The organism is Pseudoxanthomonas composti (genome assembly GCF_004122095.1).
GTDB classification, from domain to species: domain Bacteria; phylum Pseudomonadota; class Gammaproteobacteria; order Xanthomonadales; family Xanthomonadaceae; genus Pseudoxanthomonas_A; species Pseudoxanthomonas_A composti.
Window position 1 is genome coordinate 53,999 of sequence record NZ_SAWZ01000007.1, and the last position, 20,841, is coordinate 74,839.

At 68.8% G+C, this 20,841-nt stretch carries 19 protein-coding genes; 11 read left to right on the top strand and 8 right to left on the bottom strand.

All coding sequences use genetic code 11. From position 1 onward, the window contains the following. Positions 1-21: 21 nt before the first annotated feature. The 3 genes from EPA99_RS13450 to EPA99_RS13460 all read right to left on the bottom strand — a co-directional run bounded on the left by EPA99_RS13450 (position 22) and on the right by EPA99_RS13460 (position 3,678). Positions 22-501 carry a VOC family protein gene (locus EPA99_RS13450; RefSeq protein ID WP_129471751.1) on the bottom strand — a complete coding sequence of 160 codons (480 nt, stop codon included), beginning with the start codon at positions 499-501 and terminating at the stop codon, positions 22-24. A gap of 350 nt (positions 502-851) precedes the next feature. After that, entirely contained in the window at positions 852-2,573 is a 1,722-nt protein-coding gene (locus tag EPA99_RS13455; RefSeq protein WP_129471752.1) for a cellulase family glycosylhydrolase, read from the bottom strand. 127 nt (positions 2,574-2,700) lie between these two features. Continuing rightward, complete coding sequence (locus tag EPA99_RS13460) at positions 2,701-3,678, bottom strand: HPP family protein (RefSeq protein ID WP_129471753.1); 978 nt, start codon at positions 3,676-3,678, stop codon at positions 2,701-2,703. 741 nt (positions 3,679-4,419) lie between these two features. Here EPA99_RS13460 and EPA99_RS13465 point away from each other — a divergent pair. From EPA99_RS13465 to EPA99_RS13485, 5 genes are all read left to right on the top strand, one after another. Continuing rightward, positions 4,420-6,036 (top strand): alpha/beta hydrolase, encoded by a 1,617-nt coding sequence (locus tag EPA99_RS13465; protein WP_129471754.1) that lies wholly within the window; start codon positions 4,420-4,422, stop codon positions 6,034-6,036. A 117-nt stretch (positions 6,037-6,153) separates the two neighbouring features. After that, positions 6,154-6,744: an NADPH-dependent FMN reductase gene (locus EPA99_RS13470; protein ID WP_129471755.1), complete on the top strand. Its 591-nt coding sequence runs from the start codon at positions 6,154-6,156 to the stop codon at positions 6,742-6,744. A gap of 76 nt (positions 6,745-6,820) precedes the next feature. Then, complete coding sequence (locus EPA99_RS13475; protein WP_164978657.1) at positions 6,821-7,993, top strand: RCC1 domain-containing protein; 1,173 nt, start codon at positions 6,821-6,823, stop codon at positions 7,991-7,993. Positions 7,994-8,076: 83 nt separating this feature from the next. After that, on the top strand, positions 8,077-8,514 hold the full coding sequence (locus EPA99_RS13480) for a DUF3597 domain-containing protein (protein ID WP_129471757.1): 438 nt from the start codon (positions 8,077-8,079) through the stop codon (positions 8,512-8,514). A gap of 169 nt (positions 8,515-8,683) precedes the next feature. Continuing rightward, on the top strand, positions 8,684-9,163 hold the full coding sequence (locus EPA99_RS13485; RefSeq protein WP_129471758.1) for a nuclear transport factor 2 family protein: 480 nt from the start codon (positions 8,684-8,686) through the stop codon (positions 9,161-9,163). A gap of 113 nt (positions 9,164-9,276) precedes the next feature. On the opposite strand, the gene EPA99_RS13490 is transcribed toward EPA99_RS13485, so the two are convergent. Then, positions 9,277-9,594: a hypothetical protein gene (locus tag EPA99_RS13490; protein WP_129471759.1), complete on the bottom strand. Its 318-nt coding sequence runs from the start codon at positions 9,592-9,594 to the stop codon at positions 9,277-9,279. A 260-nt stretch (positions 9,595-9,854) separates the two neighbouring features. Between EPA99_RS13490 and EPA99_RS13495 the strand changes: the two genes are divergently transcribed. Beyond that, positions 9,855-10,310 (top strand): PA2169 family four-helix-bundle protein, encoded by a 456-nt coding sequence (locus tag EPA99_RS13495; RefSeq protein ID WP_129471760.1) that lies wholly within the window; start codon positions 9,855-9,857, stop codon positions 10,308-10,310. 94 nt (positions 10,311-10,404) lie between these two features. Here EPA99_RS13495 and EPA99_RS13500 read toward each other — a convergent pair whose 3' ends face one another. Further along, on the bottom strand, positions 10,405-10,854 hold the full coding sequence (locus EPA99_RS13500) for a hypothetical protein (protein WP_129471761.1): 450 nt from the start codon (positions 10,852-10,854) through the stop codon (positions 10,405-10,407). Between the two features lie 824 nt (positions 10,855-11,678). Here EPA99_RS13500 and EPA99_RS13505 point away from each other — a divergent pair. Further along, positions 11,679-12,812 carry a hypothetical protein gene (locus tag EPA99_RS13505; protein ID WP_129471762.1) on the top strand — a complete coding sequence of 378 codons (1,134 nt, stop codon included), beginning with the start codon at positions 11,679-11,681 and terminating at the stop codon, positions 12,810-12,812. A 52-nt stretch (positions 12,813-12,864) separates the two neighbouring features. Here the strand turns inward: EPA99_RS13505 and EPA99_RS13510 are convergent, their stop codons facing one another. Beyond that, positions 12,865-13,092 carry a hypothetical protein gene (locus EPA99_RS13510; protein WP_241688400.1) on the bottom strand — a complete coding sequence of 76 codons (228 nt, stop codon included), beginning with the start codon at positions 13,090-13,092 and terminating at the stop codon, positions 12,865-12,867. Positions 13,093-13,433: 341 nt separating this feature from the next. Beyond that, on the bottom strand, positions 13,434-13,877 hold the full coding sequence (locus EPA99_RS13515; protein ID WP_129471764.1) for a hypothetical protein: 444 nt from the start codon (positions 13,875-13,877) through the stop codon (positions 13,434-13,436). Positions 13,878-14,128: 251 nt separating this feature from the next. On the opposite strand from EPA99_RS13515, the gene EPA99_RS13520 reads away from it, so the two are divergent. From EPA99_RS13520 to EPA99_RS13535, 4 genes are all read left to right on the top strand, one after another. Then, a complete protein-coding gene (locus tag EPA99_RS13520; RefSeq protein ID WP_129471765.1) occupies positions 14,129-15,028 on the top strand; it encodes a hydrogen peroxide-inducible genes activator in 900 nt (299 codons plus the stop codon). Positions 15,029-15,118: 90 nt separating this feature from the next. After that, the gene (locus EPA99_RS13525; protein ID WP_129471766.1) at positions 15,119-16,813 is read left to right on the top strand and encodes an ATP-binding cassette domain-containing protein; all 1,695 of its coding nucleotides are present in this window, start codon (positions 15,119-15,121) and stop codon (positions 16,811-16,813) included. Beyond that, positions 16,797-17,891 (top strand): efflux RND transporter periplasmic adaptor subunit, encoded by a 1,095-nt coding sequence (locus tag EPA99_RS13530; RefSeq protein ID WP_129471767.1) that lies wholly within the window; start codon positions 16,797-16,799, stop codon positions 17,889-17,891. Before EPA99_RS13525 ends, EPA99_RS13530 begins: the two co-directional genes overlap by 17 nt. Before the next feature lie 68 nt (positions 17,892-17,959). Beyond that, complete coding sequence (locus EPA99_RS13535) at positions 17,960-19,336, top strand: TolC family protein (protein ID WP_129471873.1); 1,377 nt, start codon at positions 17,960-17,962, stop codon at positions 19,334-19,336. 290 nt (positions 19,337-19,626) lie between these two features. Here the strand turns inward: EPA99_RS13535 and EPA99_RS13540 are convergent, their stop codons facing one another. Next, positions 19,627-20,718, bottom strand: coding sequence for a M28 family peptidase (locus tag EPA99_RS13540; protein ID WP_206733761.1), 1,092 nt, complete (start codon positions 20,716-20,718; stop codon positions 19,627-19,629). Positions 20,719-20,841 lie beyond the last annotated feature (123 nt).

Here is a 20,841-nt window from a genome sequence, read left to right on the forward strand (position 1 = left end):
ACAGCGGCCGCGCCGGATCGCTCAACCCCGGCGCGCTGCCTCGATGGCCGCCACGTCGATCTTGCGCATGGTCATCATCGCCTCGAATACGCGCTTGGCCACGGCCGGGTCCGGATCGGCGATGCCTTCACTGAGCGCCCGTGGGGTGATCTGCCAGGACAGGCCCCAGCGGTCCTTGCACCAGCCGCAGTCGCTTTCCTGGCCGCCGTTGTCGACGAGGGCGCTCCACAGCCGGTCGGTCTCGGCCTGGTCGTCGGTGGCGACCTGAAAGGAGAACGCCTCGCTGTGCTTGAACATCGGCCCGCCATTGAGGCCCAGGCAGGGAATGCCGAGCACGTCGAACTCCACCGTCAGCACATCGCCTTCTTTGCCTGAGGGGTAGTCGCCCGGGGCGCGGTGGACGGCCTTGACCCGGCTGTCCGGAAAAACCGACGCGTAGAAGGTGGCCGCGTCCAGCGCGGTGCCGTCGTACCAGAGGCAGATCGTGTTCTTGGGAATCATCGGTGAACTCCTGTCAGGTGGAGGCAACATGCCCGGGGGACTTTCAGCATCAGGACGAACGGGGGAACGGAAGATCGACAGCCGCGGCAAGCTTTTCACGATCACGCCCGTCCTGGCTGGCAGCCCTTGTGGGAGCCGATTCATCGGCGAAGAAGCTTTCCCGGTAAAGCCCCTTCGCGGCTGATGGCCCTAGGCCACGCAGAGCCGCTTCCACACCCCCGCGATGCACAACTTGGCTTTTGTGGGAGCCGAAGGAGCTTTCCCGGCAAAGCCCTTCGCGGCTGATGACCCAGGCCACACAGCGCCGCTCCCACAAGCGCGGTACTCGGCCTTGCCTTAACCAGCCCGCCTCAATCAGCCCGCATCGCGCTGAACTCCAGCGCCTGCAGGTCGAAGGGCCGACCCTGCGCACGCACGATCAGCGTATTGCGGCCCTGCAGCAGCGCTAGCCCCTGGAAGGTCCCATCGGCCGATCCCGGCAACGCATCGCCATTGAGCACCACCGACGCCTCGCCCGCCCCGGGCGAGACCAGCCTCAGCCGATACGTGCCCGCCTGCTCCACGCTGAAGCTGTAACGCAACCACTCGCCCTGCTCCAGGCCGGCCACCTGGAGCCCGCCCTGGCCATCCGGTCCCAGGTCCACGCCATCGTTGCGATAGGCTATGGCCGGGTTCCACACCAGCCCATCGGCCCTGGTGGACTCGTTGGCCGGCGTGCGGTCGTGATAGGCCACGCCATCGGGCCCCATGTCGAAGTCGACCGCGGCAATCCGCCCGCCGCCAGGCCCGATCGCATGCGGCTTGAACGGCACCGCGCGGTCCGAATGCGGCGCGCGCAGCAGCGCATCGACCACGTCCGGGTGCTGCAGGTTGTGCTCGAACCGCACGTCGCGCGTGGCCAGGGTCATCAGCGCCTGCTCGGCCTGGGCGGCGCTGGGCTTGTGGCCCTTGCCGTTCCAGTAGTCCAGCAGTTGCAGGTAACCGGCATTGGGCTGGACCTGCAGCGGATTGTTGTAGCGGATCTTCTTCAGCGGCCACCAGGCCCAGCCGATGCCCTCGCCTTCGGCCAGCGCCACGGTGCGGGTGAACCAGTCGTTGGAGTTCTCGCCGGTCTCGCCCAGCCACAGCGGCACCTGGTGCTGGTCGCGCAGCGCCAGCAGCTCGGCGATGCTGGCGCGGTCCGGCGCGTTCCAGTACTTGTGGAAGCTCAGCACCAGGTTGTCGTCCCACAACCCGGCATCCAGCACGCCCTTGTAGTTGTTGCCCCAGCAGTTGCCCTCGATCACCACGATATGGCGCGTATCCACCTCGCGGATGGCCGCGGTGGTGCGCTTGAGCAGCTCGCGCAGCGGCTGGTTGCCGGTCTCCTTGCAGCCACTGCGGTCCTGCCGGCTGGCAAAACCCCAATTGGGCTCGTTGATGATGTCGTAGGCGGCGATGGCCGGCTCGTCCTTGTAGCGCAGGGCAAGCTCCCGCCACAGGGCCACCATCTTGTCCTGGTGCGCCGGGTCCTCCCACAGGGACGGCTTGCCGGGGTCGCGGTCGGAAATGTTGATGTCGTTGCCCTGCCCGCCCGGTGCGGCATGCAGGTCCAGGATCAGGTACATCCCGTTGGCCTTGGCCCAGGCCAGCAGCTGGTCGGTGCGGCGGAAGCCCTCTTCCAGCCAGGTCTGCTGGCCTTTCACCGGCTCCTGGTCCACCGGCAGGGTGTACAGCGCGTAGTGCATAGGCAGGCGCACGGAGTTGAAACCCCAGGCGCCCATCGCGTCGAGGTCGGCCTTGGTGGTGTGGTTGTCGCGCCAGGCCTGGTAGAAGGCTTCGGCCTTGTCCTGCCCGATCAGCTTGGCGATGTTGCGGCGGATCACCTGCTGGGTGCCGAACCTGGGCAACTCCAGCATGTAGCCTTCCTGCAGCATCCAGCCGCCCAGGCCGACCCCGCGCAGGATCACCGGCCTGCCCGACTCGTCCACGATCTGCGTGCCCTGCGTGCGCAGGAAGCCCCCCTGCTGCGCCTGCACGGCGGACGCGGCGCACAGCAGCGCGAGGGTGGCGAGCAGGCGGCGTGCGCGCATCGGGCGAGATCCTTGTGGAGAGGTGAGGCAGGGTAAGCCGGATGCCCACCGCTGCCAGCGTGCGCCGCAACAGGCCGCGCCACACCGCCCGCAGGCCGCCCGCAACCGATGCAAAGCCGCCGGCGGTTCAGGCCTGGCCGGTCTCGGCCTTGGTCCAGCGCCCGTTGCGCTGGGCCACCACCTCAAAGCGCGCCCACTGCCGGAAGGCTTCCAGCGTGCATTGCCCCTGTTGGCCGGCTCCCTCTCCGGCAAGCACCCGATAGGACAGCATCGCCTGCGCCGCATCCTGCGCGGGGACCGACACCACCTCGCGCACGGCCCAGGCACGGCCCAGGCGGCCGTTGCTGTAGCAACGTCCCACCACGACCTGTCGGGGATGTACCACCACCCGCTCGGCGTGCTGCTTGGCCAGCTCCAGCAGCTCGGTCATCTGCTCCTCGGTGATGTCCACATAGGCGTTGAGCCGCTCCATCGCCGCGTGGAAGTCCTCCTGGGTCAGGTCGAACTGTCGCTGCGCCGGCGTCACCGGCTGCGCCGGGTGGGACAGGCGGTGCAGATGCGCCGGGTAGCGACGCCAGCGGAACAGCCCGTTGAACAGCACCGCCATGGCCAGGATGGCCACCACGTTCACCAGCACCGGCATCAGCAGGTAGTGGTAGCCCAGCGCGTGGACCTGCTGGCCGCCGATCACCGCCGATAGCGCCGTCGCCCCGCCGGGCGGGTGGATGCAGCGCGCGAAGGCCATGACCGCCACCGCCGCGCCCACGGCCAGGGCCGGCGCCAGCACATGCCCCGGCAGCAGTTTCTGCACGCTGACGCCGACGATGGCCGACAGCAGGTGCCCGCCGATCACCGGCCAGGGCTGGGACAACGCCCCCAAGGGCACCGCGAACAACAGCACCGCGCTGGCACCCATGGAGGCGACCATCACCAGCCCGCTAGCGGTGCCGTCAAAGCCCTGGGGAAACACCCAGGTGGTCAGGTGGTACACCGCCACGATGCCCAACGCCGCGCCCAGGCCGGAGAGCCACTTGTCGCTGGCGCGCGTGGTGCTGCGTTCGATGCCCAGCCACAGGCGCAAGGAACCGAAGAAGGTCTGGGTCATGTCGGTGATGTGCGGAAAAAGCGCGCTGGCCGCAGCCACGCATGCTAACAGGCGCCAGCGCCCGAGCCTTGCGGGAGGCGACCGCCACGGCAGGCGCCGAGCGCTCGCCGGCGCCACAAGCTTCCACGATGGGGTCGAAGATTGCGGTCACCGACGCATAGGAATCTCGCGCAAGCCTGGAAGCATCCCGCCAGAGCAGCGTCGAGCCGCGAAGGGGCTTGAGCGCGGACGCCTCCTTCGCGACTGATGGCCCGAGGCCACCTGGATCCGCTCCCACAGCCGCGCACAAAAGTCGGACACGAGCGGACTTTCGCCCGCAGCATCCCGATTTTGTGAGAGCCGACTCATCGGCGAAGAGGCCCCGTCGATAAACCCCCTTCGCGGCTGATGGCCCGAGGCCACCTAGAGCCACTCCTACAACTGTCCACGAAGGTCGGGAAGCGCATGGTTTTTCGCCTAGAGCACCTCTGCCATCGTGGGAGCCGATTCATCGGCGAAGAAGCTTTACCGGCAAAAGCCGCTCCGCGGCTGATGGCCTAAGGCCACATGAAGCCGCTCCCACACGGCAAGGTGCACCCGGCCAGATCCTGGCGAAGAGAACGCGTTCGAGCCCGAGGCTGGCTTGGGGCCCACACCAAAGTCCGCTGGCGTCACGGCGTGCTGTGGCGCAAGCTGTCATCCGGCGCGCCGGCAGCGCGCCAGCTGGAAGATCGCGTCAATCAATCCTCAGGGGGAGGCTCGATGCTGCACCGTCTTGCAATCGCCAGCGCACTGGCGCTGGCCTTTGGTGCCTGCGCGCCGGGCGCGCAGGCCCACAACGCCGGCGCGGATACGCCCGCACCGCATCGCTTCGTCCGGGTCAGCCTGCCAGCCGGTGCCGCGCCGACCTCCGGCAGGCTGCTGGTGTTCGCCACCGACCCCGCATCGGCGCGCGCCGCGTCCAGGGACGGGCAGGTCACGGCGGTGGACGGCAACCCGTCCGCGCCGCATTCGGTGTTCATCGCTGCGCAGGAGGTGCCGCATCTGGAAGGCGGCGCCAGCGTGGACATGGACCTGGACCAGATCGCCTTCCCCGCGCCGTTTTCCACCCTGGCCGACGGCGACTACCTGGTGCAGGCCGTGCTGGACGTGGATCACAGCTACAACTACACCGGCCGCAGCGGCGGCGACCTGGTCAGCGCGGTCGCGCCGGTGCCGCTAAAACAAGGCAGGGCGCTGCCGGCGCTGTCGCTGGCGCACACCGTGCCGCAGACCTCCGACCCGTGGGCGCTGTCGCCGCGCGTGCCCGAGGCGGCCTTGCCAGCGCTGCCGCAGGCCAAGGCGCACAGCTTCGATGCCTCGATGATCAGCCCGGCGCTCAGCGCGTTCTGGGGCCGCGACATCGCCCTGCGCGCACGCGTCCTGGTGCCGCCCGGCTACGACCCCAAGGCCGCCACACGCTACCCCACCGTCTACGTGACCCATGGCTTCACCGGCAACTACGACGCCTTCGCCGACAGCATCCTGACCACCTGGGACGCCATGGCGCGCCGGCAGACGCCGCCGATGATCTGGGTGTTCCTGGAAGAGGCCCTGCCCAGCGGCACCCACGAGTTCGTCGACTCGGTCAACAACGGTCCCTGGGGCACGGCGCTGACCGAGGAACTCATCCCGGCGCTGGAACGGCAGTACCGCATGGACGGCAAGGCCTCGGGGCGCCTGCTCACCGGGCACTCCTCCGGCGGCTGGGCCACGCTGTGGCTGCAGACGCGCTATCCCAAGCTGTTCGGCGGCACCTGGTCGACCTCGCCCGATCCCACCGATTTCCACGACTTCACCGGCGTGGACCTGTACGCGCCCGATGCCAACATGTATCGCCTGTCCGACGGCAGCGCCGCGCCAATGGCGCGCGAGGCGGGCAAGGTCGTGGCCACGGCCGAGGACCTGATCAAGATCGAGCGCGTGCTGGGGCCTTACGGCGGGCAGCTGTCCTCCTACGAATGGGTGTTCTCGCCGCGCGGGCCCGATGGCGCGGCGATGCCGCTGTTCGACCGCGACACCGGCCGGGTCGACCCCAAGGTCGCCGCTTACTGGACGGCGCACTACGACATCGCCGCACGCCTGGCCGCGCAATGGCCGCAGCTGGCGCCGGACCTGGAGGGCAAGATCCACGTCATCGTCGGCACCGCCGATACGTTCTACCTGGACGGTCCGGCCCACAAGCTCAAGGCGGTGCTCGATGGCCTGCACGCCAGGAGCCAGGTGCGCTTCCTGGAAGGCCGCACCCACTTCGACCTGGGCCGGCAGGGCGATGACGAGGATGCCCTGGTCAAGCAGATCGCCTGGGAGATGTACGCCGTGGCACGACCGGCGCATTAGATCCGGACGCATCGCCAAGGCGCAGGCAGCTGGCCTGCGTCACCGGCGCAGCCCGTCAACGAAACCTTGCGCAGCAGGCTGCGATGATGGGCCACTCTCCCAGCCGCAGGCCGCCCCATGTCCGACCGCATCCTCGTGTTCTACGGCTCCTATCGCAGCGACCGCATGGGCATCCGCCTGGCCGAGTACGCGGTGCGCACGCTCAACGCGCGCGGCGCGCAGGCCGAGCTGATCGACGCCAAGGCGGTGGACCTGCCGATGCTGGACCGCATGTACAAGGAATATCCCAAGGGCCAGGCGCCGGAGGCGATGGAGACGCTGGCCGAAAAGATCCGCACTGCCGACGGCTTCGTCTTCGTCACCGGCGAGTACAACTGGGGGCTGCAGCCCGGCCTGAAGAACCTCACCGACCATTTCCTGGAAGAGTGGTTCTGGCGGCCTGCCGGCATCGTGAGCTATTCGGCCGGCCGCCTGTCCGGGGCCCGCGCCAGCTTCGCCTGGTACGGCACGCTCTCGGAGATGGGCATGGTGGTGATCTCCAGCACCGTGACCGTGGGCCCCATCGGCAAGACCCTGGACGCCCAGGGCCAGCCCATCGAGGAGGCCGGCAAGTCGCTGGAGAAGAGCTTTGCCCGCTTCGCCGACGACCTGGCCTGGTGGACCGAAGCGGCGCGCACGCAGCGTGACAAGCGCAAGCCGCCCTACTGACCGGCATGTCCCCTGCGCGGGCGGTTTTGCGTGATCTGACAGGTCCTGCCTGCCGGAGTCCGTCATGCGCGCTGCCATGATCGCATCCCTGCTGCTGTCCGCCCTGCTGCTATTGCGCCCGTTGCCGACCTGCGCGGCCGAGCCGCGCATCATTCAACTCAGCGGCTCCGGCGCCAACATGCTGGCCCTGCGCGAGGACGGCACCGTGGTGGCCTGGGGCGAATTCAACGAGGGCCAGCTGGGGCCCAATCCGCAGCGTCATGGCAGCAGCCGGGAGGCGCGGCCGACGCTGATTCCGCTGCCGGCCCGCATCCGCGAGATCGCCGGCGGCGGCACCAACGGCTATGCGCTGACCGAGGACGGCCGCGTGCTGGCCTGGGGCGCGCAGGTGGGCCTGGGCGGTGGCCGCCCCGTGCCCTCCGCGGGGGTCACGGTCGTCCAGGTGCCGCTGCCGCCAGTGCGCCACCTCTACGCTCGGGAAAGCACTGCCATCGCCCTGCTTGAAGACGGCAGCCTGCGCGCCTGGGGCCAGCGCGGTGGCGGCAAGATCGGCGACGGCCTGGCGAACAAGCGCTGGGGCGAGGCCAGCCCGCCCGCGCTGACGCCGGTGCGCGTGCCCGGGGCCACCGACATCACCCAGGTCGCCATGGGCGCCTCGCACACCCTGGCCCTGCGCCGGGACGGCACGGTGCTGTCCTGGGGGGTCAATCGCTACGGCGAGCTGGGCCGACAGCCGGTGCAGGAGCCGCCGCTGGACCTGCCGGCGCCGGTCGAGGGGCTCAGCGACGTGACCACGGTCGCCGCCGGTGCCAATGTCTCGATGGCCGTCCGCCGCGACGGCACGCTGCTGGCCTGGGGCAGCCGTCGCTGCTACATGCTCGGCGATGGGCTGCAGGACGATCCGCCTGAGCGCTTCTCCGCCAGGCCGCTGCCCGTGGCCGGCGTGCGCGCGCCCAAGGCGGTGCAGTTGTCCGTGTGCAATGCCATCGCCTTGTTCGAGGACGGCAGCGCGATGGGCTGGGGCAACACCGACTGGGGCACCCTGGGCCTGGGCCAGAAGACCGGCTACGTCAAGCAGCCCAAGCGCCTGACCGTGCGCGATATCGCCCTGGTTTACTCGCTGGGCCACCGCGTCTACCTGATCAAGCGCGATGGCAGCAGCTGGTACGCCGGCCATGGCGGCAAGGACGAGTGGCAATCGCCAGTGCTCACCCAGGCCACCTTCACCCCGATCCCGCTGGCGCCGTAACACGCACGACGCGCCGGTTTCATGCGGCCTGAGCACGGGCGCCGATAGCCTCTGCGCTCCACCCTTATCCAGGAGACATCGCAATGGGCCTCTTCTCCAGCATCGTGGACAAGATCTTTGGCCATGCCAAGGCCGCCACACCGGCCACACCGGCCGCGCCGGCCGCGCCGGCCAAACCCGCGCCGATCTTCATCGACGGCAGCGCGCAGACCGCCGATGTCGCCCCGCCCGCCCCGCCCTCGCCCACGCCGGCGGCAGCCGAGCCAGTGGATGTGGCGGCCGTGCTGACCGAACTGGCCGCACAGAAGGGCGGCAAGAGCGACTGGCAGCATTCCATCGTGGATCTGCTCAAGCTGCTGGACCTGGATTCCAGCCTGGATGCGCGCAAGGAACTGGCCACCGAGCTGGGCGTGCAGGCCGGCGCGCACGGCAGCGCCGAGCAGAACATCGCCCTGCACAAGGCCGTGATGAAGAAGCTGGCCGAGAACGGCGGCAAGGTGCCGGACGAGCTCAAGGACTGAGCACCACGGCGGGCCGTCGTGGCCCGCCAGCACCCGCAGCGCGCGGGGCGGCGTCCTGGCCGTTCCCGCGCCTGGCAGCAATGGGCAAGCATCGGGCAGGAACGGCCAAGGCGCTGACGGCAGGGCGCGGCATCATCGACCGCATCGTTCTTCGTTATGGAGCTTCACGATGCGCACGCCTTTCCTGGCCGCACGTTGCCTGTTGATCGCGACATTGATGCTCGGCCTTCCCAGCGCCGCCCTGGCCCAGGCGCAAGACAGCCCTGCGCGCAACGCCGCCGTGGTCAGCACCGCGTTCGAGCAGTGGCGCGCTGGCCAGGGCAGTGTGTTCGATCTGCTGGACGCCGACGTGGTGTGGACCGTGGCCGGCGTGAGCAGCGTGTCGGGCACCTATCGTGGCCGGCAGGCGTTCCTGCAGGAGGCCGTCGCGCCGATCACGCGCAAGCTGCGCACGCCCATCACGCCAACGCTGCGGCAGATCGTGGCCCAGGGCGATGAAGTCGTGGTCTTCTGGGAAGGTCAGGCCACCGCGCTGGATGGCAGGCCGTACCGAAACCACTACGCCTGGCAGCTGACACTGGCACAAGGAAAAATCATCCGTGCTGTGGCCTACCTGGATACCGCGGCACTGGAAGCGCTGATGAAGTGATCGCTGGTGGCGCTCTAGCCTATCCACGCCCGATGCAAACAAGCCAAGAGCGCGTGGGAGCTTCGCTTGGTCTGCATCGCGCCGGTCCCGCTTGCCCGCTCACTCCTCTTCGCTCACTCCTCGCCCGCACGCAGCCAGCGCGCGCGCACGCCCCAAGCCACCGCCATGACCGCCAGGAACGCACCATAGGCCAGCGCCGTGGCCAGGATCTGGCGCCACATCGCCCCAGCCTGATCGGCCCCCAGGGCGAACCCCCAGCGCATGGCCATCCCGGAAGCCAGTACGGCCACCACAATCGCTGCCACATCGAAGCCGCGCTTACCCGGCCGCCCGCGCGCCGCACGCGGGGTGATCCAGAACATCCACAGCAGGATGGCGTACCACGGCAGGAACAACACCAGCGCTAGGTTCTGTTGCCACAACTCGGTCATCTCAAGCTTCCATGCGTGTCTCGTGCACGCGGTTGGCCCTATCCAACGGTCCTGGCCCGCAAAGCACAAGCGGCCCCGCAGCAATTGCCTCATGCAGCGGCATGACCACCTTTGAGCAAATGCGTGGATGCAGCGAATGCTAAGCCCATGTGTGCCCCGGGCAAGGTACGCGCTCACGAGCTTGTGAGCCTGCAGCTTGCAGCCTATGCGCAGGGTCGATGCAGACCCCACATTCCCCAAGACAACCGGAGGACGCACGCATGAGCACTGCCAGCAAGACGGCCCACAGCCTGAACGACCTGATCCAGATCGCCCGCGACGGCCAGGATTTCTACACCGACGCCGCGCCCAAGGTGAAGGACGCGGAACTGGCGCAGTTGTTCAACAAGATCGCCGCGACCAAGCAGAACATCGTCGACCAGCTCAGCCGCGTGGTGGCCGCCAATGGCAAGGAGCCGGCCCAGCACGGCACCTTGGTCGGCTCCCTGCAGGAGTTCTACGGCAAGACGCGCGCCGCCCTGGGTGACACCCAATACGGCTATGTCGCCGAGCTGGAGGAGTCCGAGGACCGCCTGCTGAAGGCGTTCCGCGAGACCGTGGCCGATGCCGACACTACGCCCGAAGCCCGACGCGCCATCGAGACCCTGATGCCGGACGTGGTGCAGACCCACGGCATCATGCGCGACCGCAAGCTGGCGATGAAGCGCGCCGCCTGATCCGACACACGCGCGTAAGGAAAGGCCGCCCACTGGGCGGCCTTTTCATTTACAGACGATGATGCACGCCGGGCAACGCCGACACATGCCGTGCTTATCGCATGCCACCGGCACGGTACTCGGCAACGACCTCCTCGACCGCAGGATTGGCGCGCGCTCGCGACCGGACGAAGACCACCGGGATTCCCCCCTGCATGACCGCCGCGACACGATCGGCTTCCTCCCGGGAGGCGAGATGGCTGAAGCTGGCTTCCTGGGAGTGCTGGTAGGGAATGCCGGCCTTGTCCAGATGACGTGCGAGCGCGTCGGCACGCTGAGCTGCGGCGGAGGGACAGTCGGCCGGCGCGAAGATCACCACCCTGTCGCCGGGAAGTCCATCCGGCAAAGGCATCTGCACGAATCCGCGCGCGCCACCTGCCTGACCCGTGCGTGGCAATGAAGCGGACGCCAGCACCCTCGGCTCGGCCTCCTTGAGGTAGGCCCTTGCAGCCAGCAAAGCCACCGCGGCGAGCAACCCCAGAAAACCGACTTTGACCAGATTCATCGTGCATCTTCCTTGAACGACCCGACGCGAAGCTTAAGGCATCAGGCTGTCGACGGCAGTTGCCTGTCATGACACACCCGCTCCCGCACGGCGGCAGCGCCTCCCGTTGCCCGCGCCACGGTGGACAAGCTCCACATCGTCCACCCACGTAGGGTGGATGACGCTTTTCCATCCACCATCGCCATGCATCAGACACGTCGCCATCACGGCATCTGCGCCTAACCCACGCCGACGACGCGGTGGACAAGCTTCGCGTTGTCCACCCGACGTAGGGTGGATGACGCTCCTCCATCCACCATCGCCATGCATCAGACACGTCGCCATAGCGGCATCTGCGCCTAACCCACGCCGGCGACGCGGTGGACAAGCTTCGCGTTGTCCACCCGACGTAGGGTGGATGACGCTCCTCCATCCACCATCGCCATGCATCAGACACGTCGCCGTAGCGGCATCTGCGCCTAACCCACGCCGACGCCGCGGTGGACAAGCTTCGCGTTGTCCACCCTACGAGGGTGGATGCCGCTCTTCCATCCACCATCACCATGCATCAGACATCGCTCGGCAACAGGCAACGCGACCCTGGCGGCATGCCACCCTCAACCGTCGCCATCGCACGCTGGCGATGAGGCGCGCCACCAGATCGCGCACTGCTTCCACCTGTGTCGATTCGCGGCGCTCCTCGGGCGGTCGCTTGCAAGGCCGAGCCATGGAACCTGCGCCGTCACGCGCGGAGGGGATTCCGAAGAACCAGCCACCGCCATGTCCCCTGTGGCCGCGTTTCATCGTGATCGTCAGGCGTCTTTCCCGTCATGGTGTCCCGTCCGATGAAACGCACGCGCTCGCTTGCCCTGCTGCTCTTGGCTGCGCCCGTCCTGGCACAGGACGCCAACCCTGGCTTGATGGAGCTGCGCAGCCGTGTCACCGGCTACGCGTCCCAGCTGCCGCCCAAGGGCAATACGCCCAATGCGGCGCAGGCCAAAGGCAATCCCAACTTCACGCCTGCGCGGCTGGAGATGATGCGGCGATTCGCCGACTGGATCCGCGCGAGCTATCCCGAGCCGGTGGGCGCGGTGGTCGAGCCCTGGTTCTCGATCTACCCGGAGAAGGCCAACCCCCGCTTCTACATGCCGGTCAGCTGGACCACCAGCCTGCGCTACTGGACACCCGCCTACGCCGATGCCAGCCACAGCCTGTCCAGGCTCAAGCGTGCCCAGCCGGCCGCGTCCCAGGACATCAGCATCGCCGCCAACACCATTCCCGGCATGGAAGGACTGGGGTGGTTCGACACGCCCACCGCGCTCTACGTGACCATGGCGGTCGACACCGCCGGCAATCCCGTCGACGCGGACGCGGCCCGGTTCAACGCGGCCAGGGCCGAAGTCCAGCGCATCGCCGGCGGACGCCTGACCTATGTCGCCGGGGCCTACGTGCACGTGATGCTGGGCGTCGACCGTATCCCCGTGACCCCGCTCACCCGCGGGCAAGCCCTGGACGTGGCAGAAGCCGGCTGTCGGCGCGCGCATGAAAAGGGCGACAACACCGATGCGCAGCTGCAGGCGCAGCTGGGCGTCATTGCGCGTACCCGTGCAAAGTATCGCGGCAGCCTCGACGCGCCGGCTTCTCTCAACGCCCCGCAGTTCGGCCTCGACGTGTTCAGCGGCACCGGCGATGCCGACTACGATCCGTTCGGCCCCGGGCACAAGGGGGCGCGCTGGCCGGTCTACACGATCGCTCCGGAGGTCTACGCGGCCACGCGCAGTGCCAAACCGCAGTGGATCACGATCAGTTTCCCTGTGGGTACCGCCGATGCCGTCAGCGCCAACGCGCTGAGCGCACCATCGGCCAGGGCCATCTGGAAGGCGATGACCACGCGCTTCAATTTCGACGACGTGGACAATCTGGTGTTCCACCCCGAACGCATGCAGGGGCGGGGCTACACACCGCGGCCAGCCGAGTGAGGACCACCGCCGGCATTGAGATTGCGCATGCCGACGCCGCGCGGTGGCGGACTCAGGGCAACAGCTCAGCGCGCAGGCCCTGGCTCAGCAGCTCATCGTCCGCATCCAGATACCAGCCCTCCGGGCCGGACGCGGTGGCTTCCACGTACAACCCAGTGCCGTCCTGCTTCGGTGGGCGCTGGATCTTGACGATGGACACGCCATGCCGGCTGTCGCCCAGCGACAACAGCACGCGCTGCACCGCGGCGGCCAGCTCGGCCGAGGACATCTGCTCGTCCACGGGACGCAAGGCGAGGCGGTAAGTGAAGCGAGGGCGTGGAGCGGGCATGGCGGAGGGCGGTGATGCGGGGCGTGGAAGAGTAACGCGTTGGGGCGTGACGCTGAGGAGTGAGGGGTGGGGCGTGGAATTTGAGGAGTGAGGGGTAGGGCGAGGAGTGAGGAGTGAGCAAAAGCGCAGAGTCGGTAGAGATGGTGAGGAATGAGCGGGCAGCGCGCAGGCGACAATCGCAAGGAGCAGTGGAAAGAGAGCAGCAGAAAGAAACGAGCCGCGATGCTCTGGGAGCAGGTCGCCGCCTTCGCTCACTCCTCACTTCTCTCCGCTCACTCCTCAACTGCCTCCGCTCACTCCTGGCCCGCGTACTCCAGGCTGCGATGCAGCGCGCGGGCGGCCTCGGCCTCGGCTTCCTCGTCGAAGTACACGGCCATCTGCACATGGCTGCCGGCCGCGAAGGCATAGCCGTAGTAGCCGGGCAGGCGCCCGTCATCGGTATCCTCGTCCGGCTCCTCGGCCAAGCGATAGGCGTAGTACACGGTCTGGCCCTGTGCATGCTGCTCGATGTCCGTCGCTTCCGGGGACATGTGCTGTTTCAGGTCCTCCACGCGCGATTCGATGCTGGCGTTCTCATCGTTGAGCCAGATGGTCATCCACACCGTCAGGCCCGGGCGCCACAGCACCAGGTCGCCATCCTCGATGCGACGGTTGAACGGCGCGGCCAGGGTGATGGCCCAGTCCGGGGTGAGCTGGTGGCGGCCTTCGACCACGGGGAAATCGGGATGCAGGGACATGCGGTGGATCCTTCTGGCGTTCTGGAAGCCGGCGCGGCGGGTAAGGCCCGCATCCGGCGCCCTATTCTGAGCGTTGCGACCAGGGCGCGCGACCCGGACCGCCGCCACGCCCCTGTATCCTGCTGTCTTTCATCGCGCGTCCCCGTCGCGCGCGTTCCCGTCGCGCATGAGCGCATCGTCGGCGCCGTCCTGTCCGGCCTGCCGCATCCGCAGCGGGAGCGCGTCCGCCCGTCGCTGCCGGAGTCCGCCCCATGCCCCGCCCCAGAACCACGCTGCGCCAGCTGAGCTACTTCGTCGCGCTGGCCGAGTCCGGCAGCTTCACCCGCGCGGCCGAACGCATGGGCGTGTCCCAGCCCTCGCTGTCCCAGCAGATCCGCGCCCTGGAGCAGATCCTGGAAGCCCCGCTGTTCGAACGCGGCGGCCCGGCCATCCCCACGCCGCTGGGCCGTGAATTGCTGGAACGGGCCCGCCGCATCCTGCTGGACGTGGCCGACCTGGAAGAAGTCCGCCACGGCGCCGGCGACACCCTCACCGGCACCATCCGCCTGGGCGTCTCGCCCACCCTGGGCGCCTACCTGATGCCCGGCCTGGTGGCGCGCCTGCACCGCGAACATCCCGCCCTGCGCGTGCACGTGCGCGAAGGCCTGCCCCCGGTGCTGGCCTCGGGCCTGGCCAGCGGCGTGCACGACGTGGTGCTGGCGCAGCTGCCGGTGCAGGGGCGCAGCTTCCACAGCGAGCGGCTGTTCCGCGAGCCCCTGCACGTGGCCATGGCCGCCGATCACCCCCTGCGCAGCAAGCAGGTCATCACACCGGCGGACCTGCGCGGGGCGCAGCTGCTCACGCTGATGCCCGAGTACCGGCTGGCCGAGCAGATCGCGGCCATCTCCCACGAGGTCGGCGCCACCGTGCTGCGCGATTACGAAGGCACCAGCCTGGACGCCATCCGCCAGATGGCCGGCATGGGCATGGGGCTGGCGCTGCTTCCTGACCTGTATGTCAGGCAGGAGGTGCGCGAGGGCGACGACGTGGTGGTGCGACCGGTCAAGGGTGCCCGCTACTACCGCGATATCGGCCTGCTGTGGCGCCAGGGCGCCGGGCGGGCGCCGGCCTTCAAGCTGATCGCCCGCCTGCTGAAGGACGTGGCAGCATAGGAAAATGTAATCAAAAACATAAGGGCGCATGTCTTGCGCCGATCCGCCACGCAGGCACAATTTGCTGCACTGCACACTGGGATGCTTGAGATGGCGCAAGAGCGGATCGGATGGAAGGAGGCCCTGGGCTGGCTGAAGGAAATCATCGGCCCGGACACGCCTTACCTGCGCCTGGTGATGGTCTACGGCGTGGCCATCAGCCTGCTCTCGCTGGCCACGCCGATCTCGGTGCAGCTGCTGATCAACAGCGTCGCCAACACCGCCCTGCCCGCGCCGCTGTGGACCCTGTCAGGCCTGCTGCTGGGCCTGCTGCTGCTGGTGGCCGGCCTGAGCGCCATGCGCTTCTGGGTGATGGCGCTGTTCGAACGGCGCCTGTTCGCGCGCGTGGTGGCGGACATGACCACCCGCGTGGTCAACGCGCAGAACCCGTTCTTCTCCGACCAGGGCCGTACCGACCTGTTCAACCGCTTCTTCGACCTGGTGGTGGTGCAGAAGGCGGTGCCCAGCCTGGTGATCGGCGCCTTCACCATCTTGCTGCAGTCGGCGGTCGGGCTGGCCGTGACCAGCTTCTACCACCCCTTCTTCCTGGCCTTCAACGCGCTGCTGATGCTGGTGATCCTGGGCATCTGGGCGATCTGGTCGCGCGGCTCGATCCGCGCCGCGGTCGCGCTGAGCCATGCCAAGCACGATGCGGCCCGCTGGCTGGAAAGCATCGGCGGCTCCAACGGCTTCTACAAATCCAGCCGCTATTTCAGCTTTGCGATGCGCCGCTCCGAGACGGTCACCGCGGCCTACGTGGACAAGCACCAGCGCTACTTCCGCTACACCTTCAAGCAGACCATCGGCTTCCTGCTGCTCTACGCCCTGGCCAGCGCCGCGCTGCTGGCGCTGGGCGGCAACCTGATCCTGCGCAACGAGCTCTCCATCGGCCAGCTGGTGGCGGCCGAGCTGATCCTCAGTGCGGTGTTCTACGGCATCTCGCGGCTGGGCTGGTACCTGGACACGCTGTACGACCTGGTCGCCAGCGCCGAGGAGCTTTCGCTGCTGTACGCGATCCCGCAGGAGCGCGTGATCACCGCCCCGGGCTGCGCACCGGAGAACAGCGCCCTGCGCCTGGACAGCGTGGTGGTGGAACAGGCGCGTTTCGATTTCGAACTCGCCCCCGGCGAGCAGCTGGTGGTCTGCACCGCCGATGGCGCCGAGCAGCCGCTGGCGATGCTGCTCAAGCGCCACGTGGTGCCCGACCGCGGGCTGGTGATGGTGGGCGGTGCGGACATGGCCGCCTTCGACATGCCCCTGCTGCGCTCGCAGGTCATCGTGCTCAACCGCCCGACCATCGGCGAGATGACCATTCGCGAATACCTGGGTATGGCCTCGCCCGAGGTCAGCTCCAGCGCCATGCTCGACGCGCTGACCCGCGTCGGCTTGCGCGGTCGCCTGGCCTCGCTGCCGCAAGGGCTGGACACGCGCCTGGCCACCTCCGGCGCGCCCCTGGCCATCAACGAGGTGATGGCCCTGAAGCTGGCCAACGCCCTGCTGGTGCGCCCGCGCGTGCTGATGCTGGCGCAGATCTACGACCTGCTGCCGACCGCGCGCCTGGTCGACGTGCTGGGGCAGCTGAAAGAGGCCGGCACCACCACCTTGCTGTGCACCGGTCGCCCCGAGGACATCAGCCTTGACGGGTGGATGTTCATCACCCCCACCCGGCAGGAGCGCCTGCCCCACCGCGCGGCCCTGGTCGCCGCCACGCAGCAGCAGGAGACCGGCCATGCCGAACGCGGCTGATCAATCGCGCTACTTCAAGACGCTGGCGGCCATGCGCGTGCCCAGCACGGCCTCGGCCGTGGGCTGGATCCTGGTGCTGGTGGTGCTGCTGACCATCGCCATCCTGGCCTTCGTGCCCTGGGTGCAGACCGCCCATGGCGGCGGGCAGGTGGTGGCCACCGATCCGGGCGACCGCCAGCAGCAGGTCACCTCGCTGGTCCAGGGCCGGGTGGAACACTGGTACGTGCACGATGGCCAGCGGGTCTCGCGCGGCGACCCGATCGCGCGCGTGGCCGACCTGGACCCCGAGCTGCTGGAGCGTCTGGCCAGCGAGCGCGCCCTGACCGTGGCCGGCATCGCCGCCATCCAGCAGGCCCGCAGCGTGGCCGCCATCGACGTGGAGCGCACCCGCCAGCTGATGCTGGAAGGCCTGGCCGGCCGCCGTGACTACGAGCTGACCCAGATCAAGGTGGCCGATGCCGATGCCAAGCTGACCGAGGCGCAGGCCAAGCTGACGCGCATCGATATCCAGTTGCGCCGGCAGTCGGCGCAGACCGTGCGCGCCCCGCGCGATGGCCGCGTGCAGCAGCTCAATGCCACCAGCGACAGCGCCCTGGTCTCGGCCGGCACGGTGCTGGCGGTGATCGCCCCGGAGCAGGTCGAGCGCACCGTGGAGCTGTACATCGCCGGCCGCGACGTGCCGCTGGTCCGGCCTGGCCGGCCGGTGCGGCTGGAGTTCGAAGGCTGGCCGGCCATCCAGTTCAGCGGCTGGCCCTCCGTCGCCCAGGGCATGTTCGATGGCCGGGTGCGCATGGTCGACCCCAACGCGCTGCCCAGCGGCCTATTCCGGGTGCTGGTCGAGCCCATGCCCGGCAAGCCGGCCTGGCCCGGGCTGGATTTCGCCCGCCCCGGCGCCAAGGTCCGCGGCTGGATCCAGGGCGAGACCGTGCTGGTCGGCTATGAGCTGTGGCGCCAGTTGAACGGCTTTCCGCTGGAGTTCGGGCGCTCGCCGTATGCCCCTGCCAGCGAGTCCGGCAAGAGCGACAAGGGCGGCAAGGCGGCCAAGGACGACAAGGACGAAGGGAGCGGCGAGAAATGAGCCTGCGCCTGGCCCTGCTGCTGGCCCTGGGCGCGCCGCTGCCGCTACTGGCCCAGGTCTCGCCCGCAATGTCGCCCCCGGCCGTTCAGGCCGATCCGCAGGCCGCGCCGCTGACCCTGGACGAAGTCCTGCGCGCCTCAGCCGACTCGGCCCCGCAGATCGTCGAGGCGTTGGCTAAGGTGCGCCAGGCCGAAGGCAAGGGGCTGTCGGCCGATGGCGCCTTCGACATGGTCTTCAACGTCGATGGCCGTTCGCGCGTGGAGGGCTACTACGACGGCGACTACGTGGAGAGCCGCGCCACCCAGCCGCTGACCAACAACGGCGGCTACGTCTATGGCGGCTATCGCATCTCCGATGGCCGCTTCCCGATCTACGAGGACCAGTCCTACACCGACCGCGCCGGCGAGGTGAAGGTCGGCGCGCTGTTCTCGTTGCTGCGCGATCGGGTGATCGACGAGCGCCGCACCAAGCGCAACGTCGCCAGCATGGACATCGATATCGCCCGCTACGAGGCGCAGATGGTCGCCGTGGGCGTGCAGCGCCGCGCCACCCTGGCCTACCAGTCCTGGGTCGCCGCCGGCCTGAAGCTGCGCGCCTACCGCGAACTGTTGCAGCTGTCCGAGCAGCGCCGCGCGGCCCTGGGCCGGCTGGTGCAGCTGGGTGCGCGCCCGTCCATCCTGCTGACCGAGAACGATCAGAACCTGGTCAAGCGCCGCGCCCTGGTGGTCAGCGCCGAGCAGGAATTCGCCCGCGCCGCCAACACCTTGTCGCTGTACCTGCGCGATGCCGATGGCGCCCCGGTGACGGTCTCGGCCGAGCGCCTGCCGGCCACCACCGACGCCCTTCACAGCCTCGCCGGCGTGACCCGCATCGCCGCGCCAGTGGAACGCCCGGACTACCGCGCCCTGCTGGCCAAGATCGACCAGGCCACCGCGCAGCTGATGCTGGCCCGCAACGACCTGGCCCCGCGCCTGGACCTGCGCATGGAAGTGAGCAAGGACCTGGGGCCGGTGGGCGAGGGTGGCCCCAGTCGCTCGCCGCTGGATGCCTCCATCGGCTTCCGCTTCAGCGTGCCGCTGCAGAACCGCGCGGTGAAGGGCCGCCTGGCGCAGGCACGCGCCGAACTGGAAGCCCTGGACCAGCGCAGCCGCTACCTGCGCGACCAGATCGCGGTGGAAGTCGAATCGCTGGTGATCAGCGTCGGCGCCAGCGAGCGCCTGGCCACCATCGCCGAAGAGGAGTACAGCCTGGCCGAGCGCCTGGCCGCGGCCGAACGTCGGCGCTTCGAACTGGGCTCGGGCGACTTCTTCCTGGTCAACCAGCGCGAGGAAACCGCCAACGATGCCCGGGTGCGTCTGATCGACGCCCAGGCCCGCATCGCCTCGGCCCGCGCCGAACTGGCCGCCGCCACCGCCGACCGCCAGGCGCTGCGTTTGCCGGAATGAGGGCGCGCACGTGCGGCAAACCACGCCCATCGCGCTCGCGCAGCAGTGGATCTGGTGGAAGCGGCTCGTGTGAGAGCGGCCTTTGTGGGAGCGGCTCCGGGTGGCCTAGGGCCATCAGCCGCGAAGGGGCTCTACCGGGAAGGCCTCTTCGCGGCTGAAGCCGCTCCCCAAAAAAAATTGCCGCCACATTACCGAGGGTCGTCCTTGGCCAAGCGCAGCGACCCTTATGCTCCAGGCGATCCATGATCTCGACAGATCACCTCAAGCACAGGCCCGGGCTCGGCTGCGCCTTAGTTCGACCCTTTGCCTTCCTGCAACTTCGCCGCCGCTTCCACGTACTTGGCCGCCTTGGGGTTGCCGCTGTTCCAGCGCGGTGCCTTGGGGTCGTTGGCGATCATCGACACCGCCAGCGCCACGGTGCGGTCGATGGCGGCCATGTTGGCGTAGTCAATCTTGTCCCAGGTGTCGGCCGCGCCGTGGTAGTCGGGGAACGCGTACGCCACGCTGATGGTGTGGGCCGGCACGCCCAGGTCGGCCAGGGCCTGGTTGTCGCTGAAGGCGAAGTAGCGGTCGCTGTTGACCGGGTGCTTGGTCATGCCGATGCCGGTGGCCTGGCCGGCTTTGCGCAGCACATCGCCCACCTCCGAATAATCCGCGCCGGTGATGGCGGCCGCCAAAACCTGAGGCCCCTCGCTGTCGTCGGTGCGGCCGACCTGCTCCAGGTTGATGTTGGCCACGGTGTCGGCCACCGGCACCAGCGGATGCGCGCCGTAGTAGCGCGAGCCCACCAGGCCGTGCTCCTCACCGAACACGGTCATGAACACGATGCTGCGCTTGGGCCGGGTCTTTTGCGCGGCGAACGCGCGGGCCAGCTCGATCACCGAGACCGTGCCGCTGCCGTCGTCGTTGGCGCCATTGAAGATGGGGTCCTCGCCCTCGCCCTTCTTGATGCCCAGGTGGTCGTAGTGCGCGGTGACCAGCACGTAGGTCTTGCTGAGCTGCGGGTCAGAGCCGCGCAGCACGCCCACCACGTTGCGCACGGTCAGCGGGGCGGGCGCATCGGCGTACTGGGCGCGCTCCTTCTCCGGGGCGATCTTGCGCCAGTCCGCGGTCTGTAAATAGCCGTCATCGCCCAGGGGCTCCAGCCCGGCGGCGCGGAACTGCGAAGCGATGTACTCGGCCGCGATATCCAGCCCGCGCGAAGGCGTCCCGCGCCCTTCCAGCGCGTCGGAGGCCAGGAAGGACAGATCCCTGCGCATGCTGTCGGCGGAAACGCTGGACAGCAGGCTTGCCTGCTGCGCCGGCAGCTTCGGCTCGGCCGCCTGCGCGGTGGATGCGGCCAGCGCGACGGCCAGCAATGCGATGCTGAAAGGCTTGAGCACGGTGGAACTCCCCGGTTGAACGTGGCGCAGTCTAGCCCGGCGGCGGGCGCACCGGCGCGGGCAGGCGCTTGAATAGCGCCCCGCCGCGCAGCACCGCGCGTCACGCCGCAATGCCGCAGGGGT

Coding starts and splice junctions, on each gene's coding strand:
- EPA99_RS13450 (WP_129471751.1), bottom strand. CDS start 501: ATGATTCCCAAGAACACGATCTGCCTCTGGTACGACGGCACCGCGCTG.
- EPA99_RS13455 (WP_129471752.1), bottom strand. CDS start 2,573: ATGCGCGCACGCCGCCTGCTCGCCACCCTCGCGCTGCTGTGCGCCGCG.
- EPA99_RS13460 (WP_129471753.1), bottom strand. CDS start 3,678: ATGACCCAGACCTTCTTCGGTTCCTTGCGCCTGTGGCTGGGCATCGAA.
- EPA99_RS13465 (WP_129471754.1), top strand. CDS start 4,420: ATGCTGCACCGTCTTGCAATCGCCAGCGCACTGGCGCTGGCCTTTGGT.
- EPA99_RS13470 (WP_129471755.1), top strand. CDS start 6,154: ATGTCCGACCGCATCCTCGTGTTCTACGGCTCCTATCGCAGCGACCGC.
- EPA99_RS13475 (WP_164978657.1), top strand. CDS start 6,821: ATGATCGCATCCCTGCTGCTGTCCGCCCTGCTGCTATTGCGCCCGTTG.
- EPA99_RS13480 (WP_129471757.1), top strand. CDS start 8,077: ATGGGCCTCTTCTCCAGCATCGTGGACAAGATCTTTGGCCATGCCAAG.
- EPA99_RS13485 (WP_129471758.1), top strand. CDS start 8,684: ATGCGCACGCCTTTCCTGGCCGCACGTTGCCTGTTGATCGCGACATTG.
- EPA99_RS13490 (WP_129471759.1), bottom strand. CDS start 9,594: ATGACCGAGTTGTGGCAACAGAACCTAGCGCTGGTGTTGTTCCTGCCG.
- EPA99_RS13495 (WP_129471760.1), top strand. CDS start 9,855: ATGAGCACTGCCAGCAAGACGGCCCACAGCCTGAACGACCTGATCCAG.
- EPA99_RS13500 (WP_129471761.1), bottom strand. CDS start 10,854: ATGAATCTGGTCAAAGTCGGTTTTCTGGGGTTGCTCGCCGCGGTGGCT.
- EPA99_RS13505 (WP_129471762.1), top strand. CDS start 11,679: ATGAAACGCACGCGCTCGCTTGCCCTGCTGCTCTTGGCTGCGCCCGTC.
- EPA99_RS13515 (WP_129471764.1), bottom strand. CDS start 13,877: ATGTCCCTGCATCCCGATTTCCCCGTGGTCGAAGGCCGCCACCAGCTC.
- EPA99_RS13520 (WP_129471765.1), top strand. CDS start 14,129: ATGCCCCGCCCCAGAACCACGCTGCGCCAGCTGAGCTACTTCGTCGCG.
- EPA99_RS13525 (WP_129471766.1), top strand. CDS start 15,119: ATGGCGCAAGAGCGGATCGGATGGAAGGAGGCCCTGGGCTGGCTGAAG.
- EPA99_RS13530 (WP_129471767.1), top strand. CDS start 16,797: ATGCCGAACGCGGCTGATCAATCGCGCTACTTCAAGACGCTGGCGGCC.
- EPA99_RS13535 (WP_129471873.1), top strand. CDS start 17,960: ATGTCGCCCCCGGCCGTTCAGGCCGATCCGCAGGCCGCGCCGCTGACC.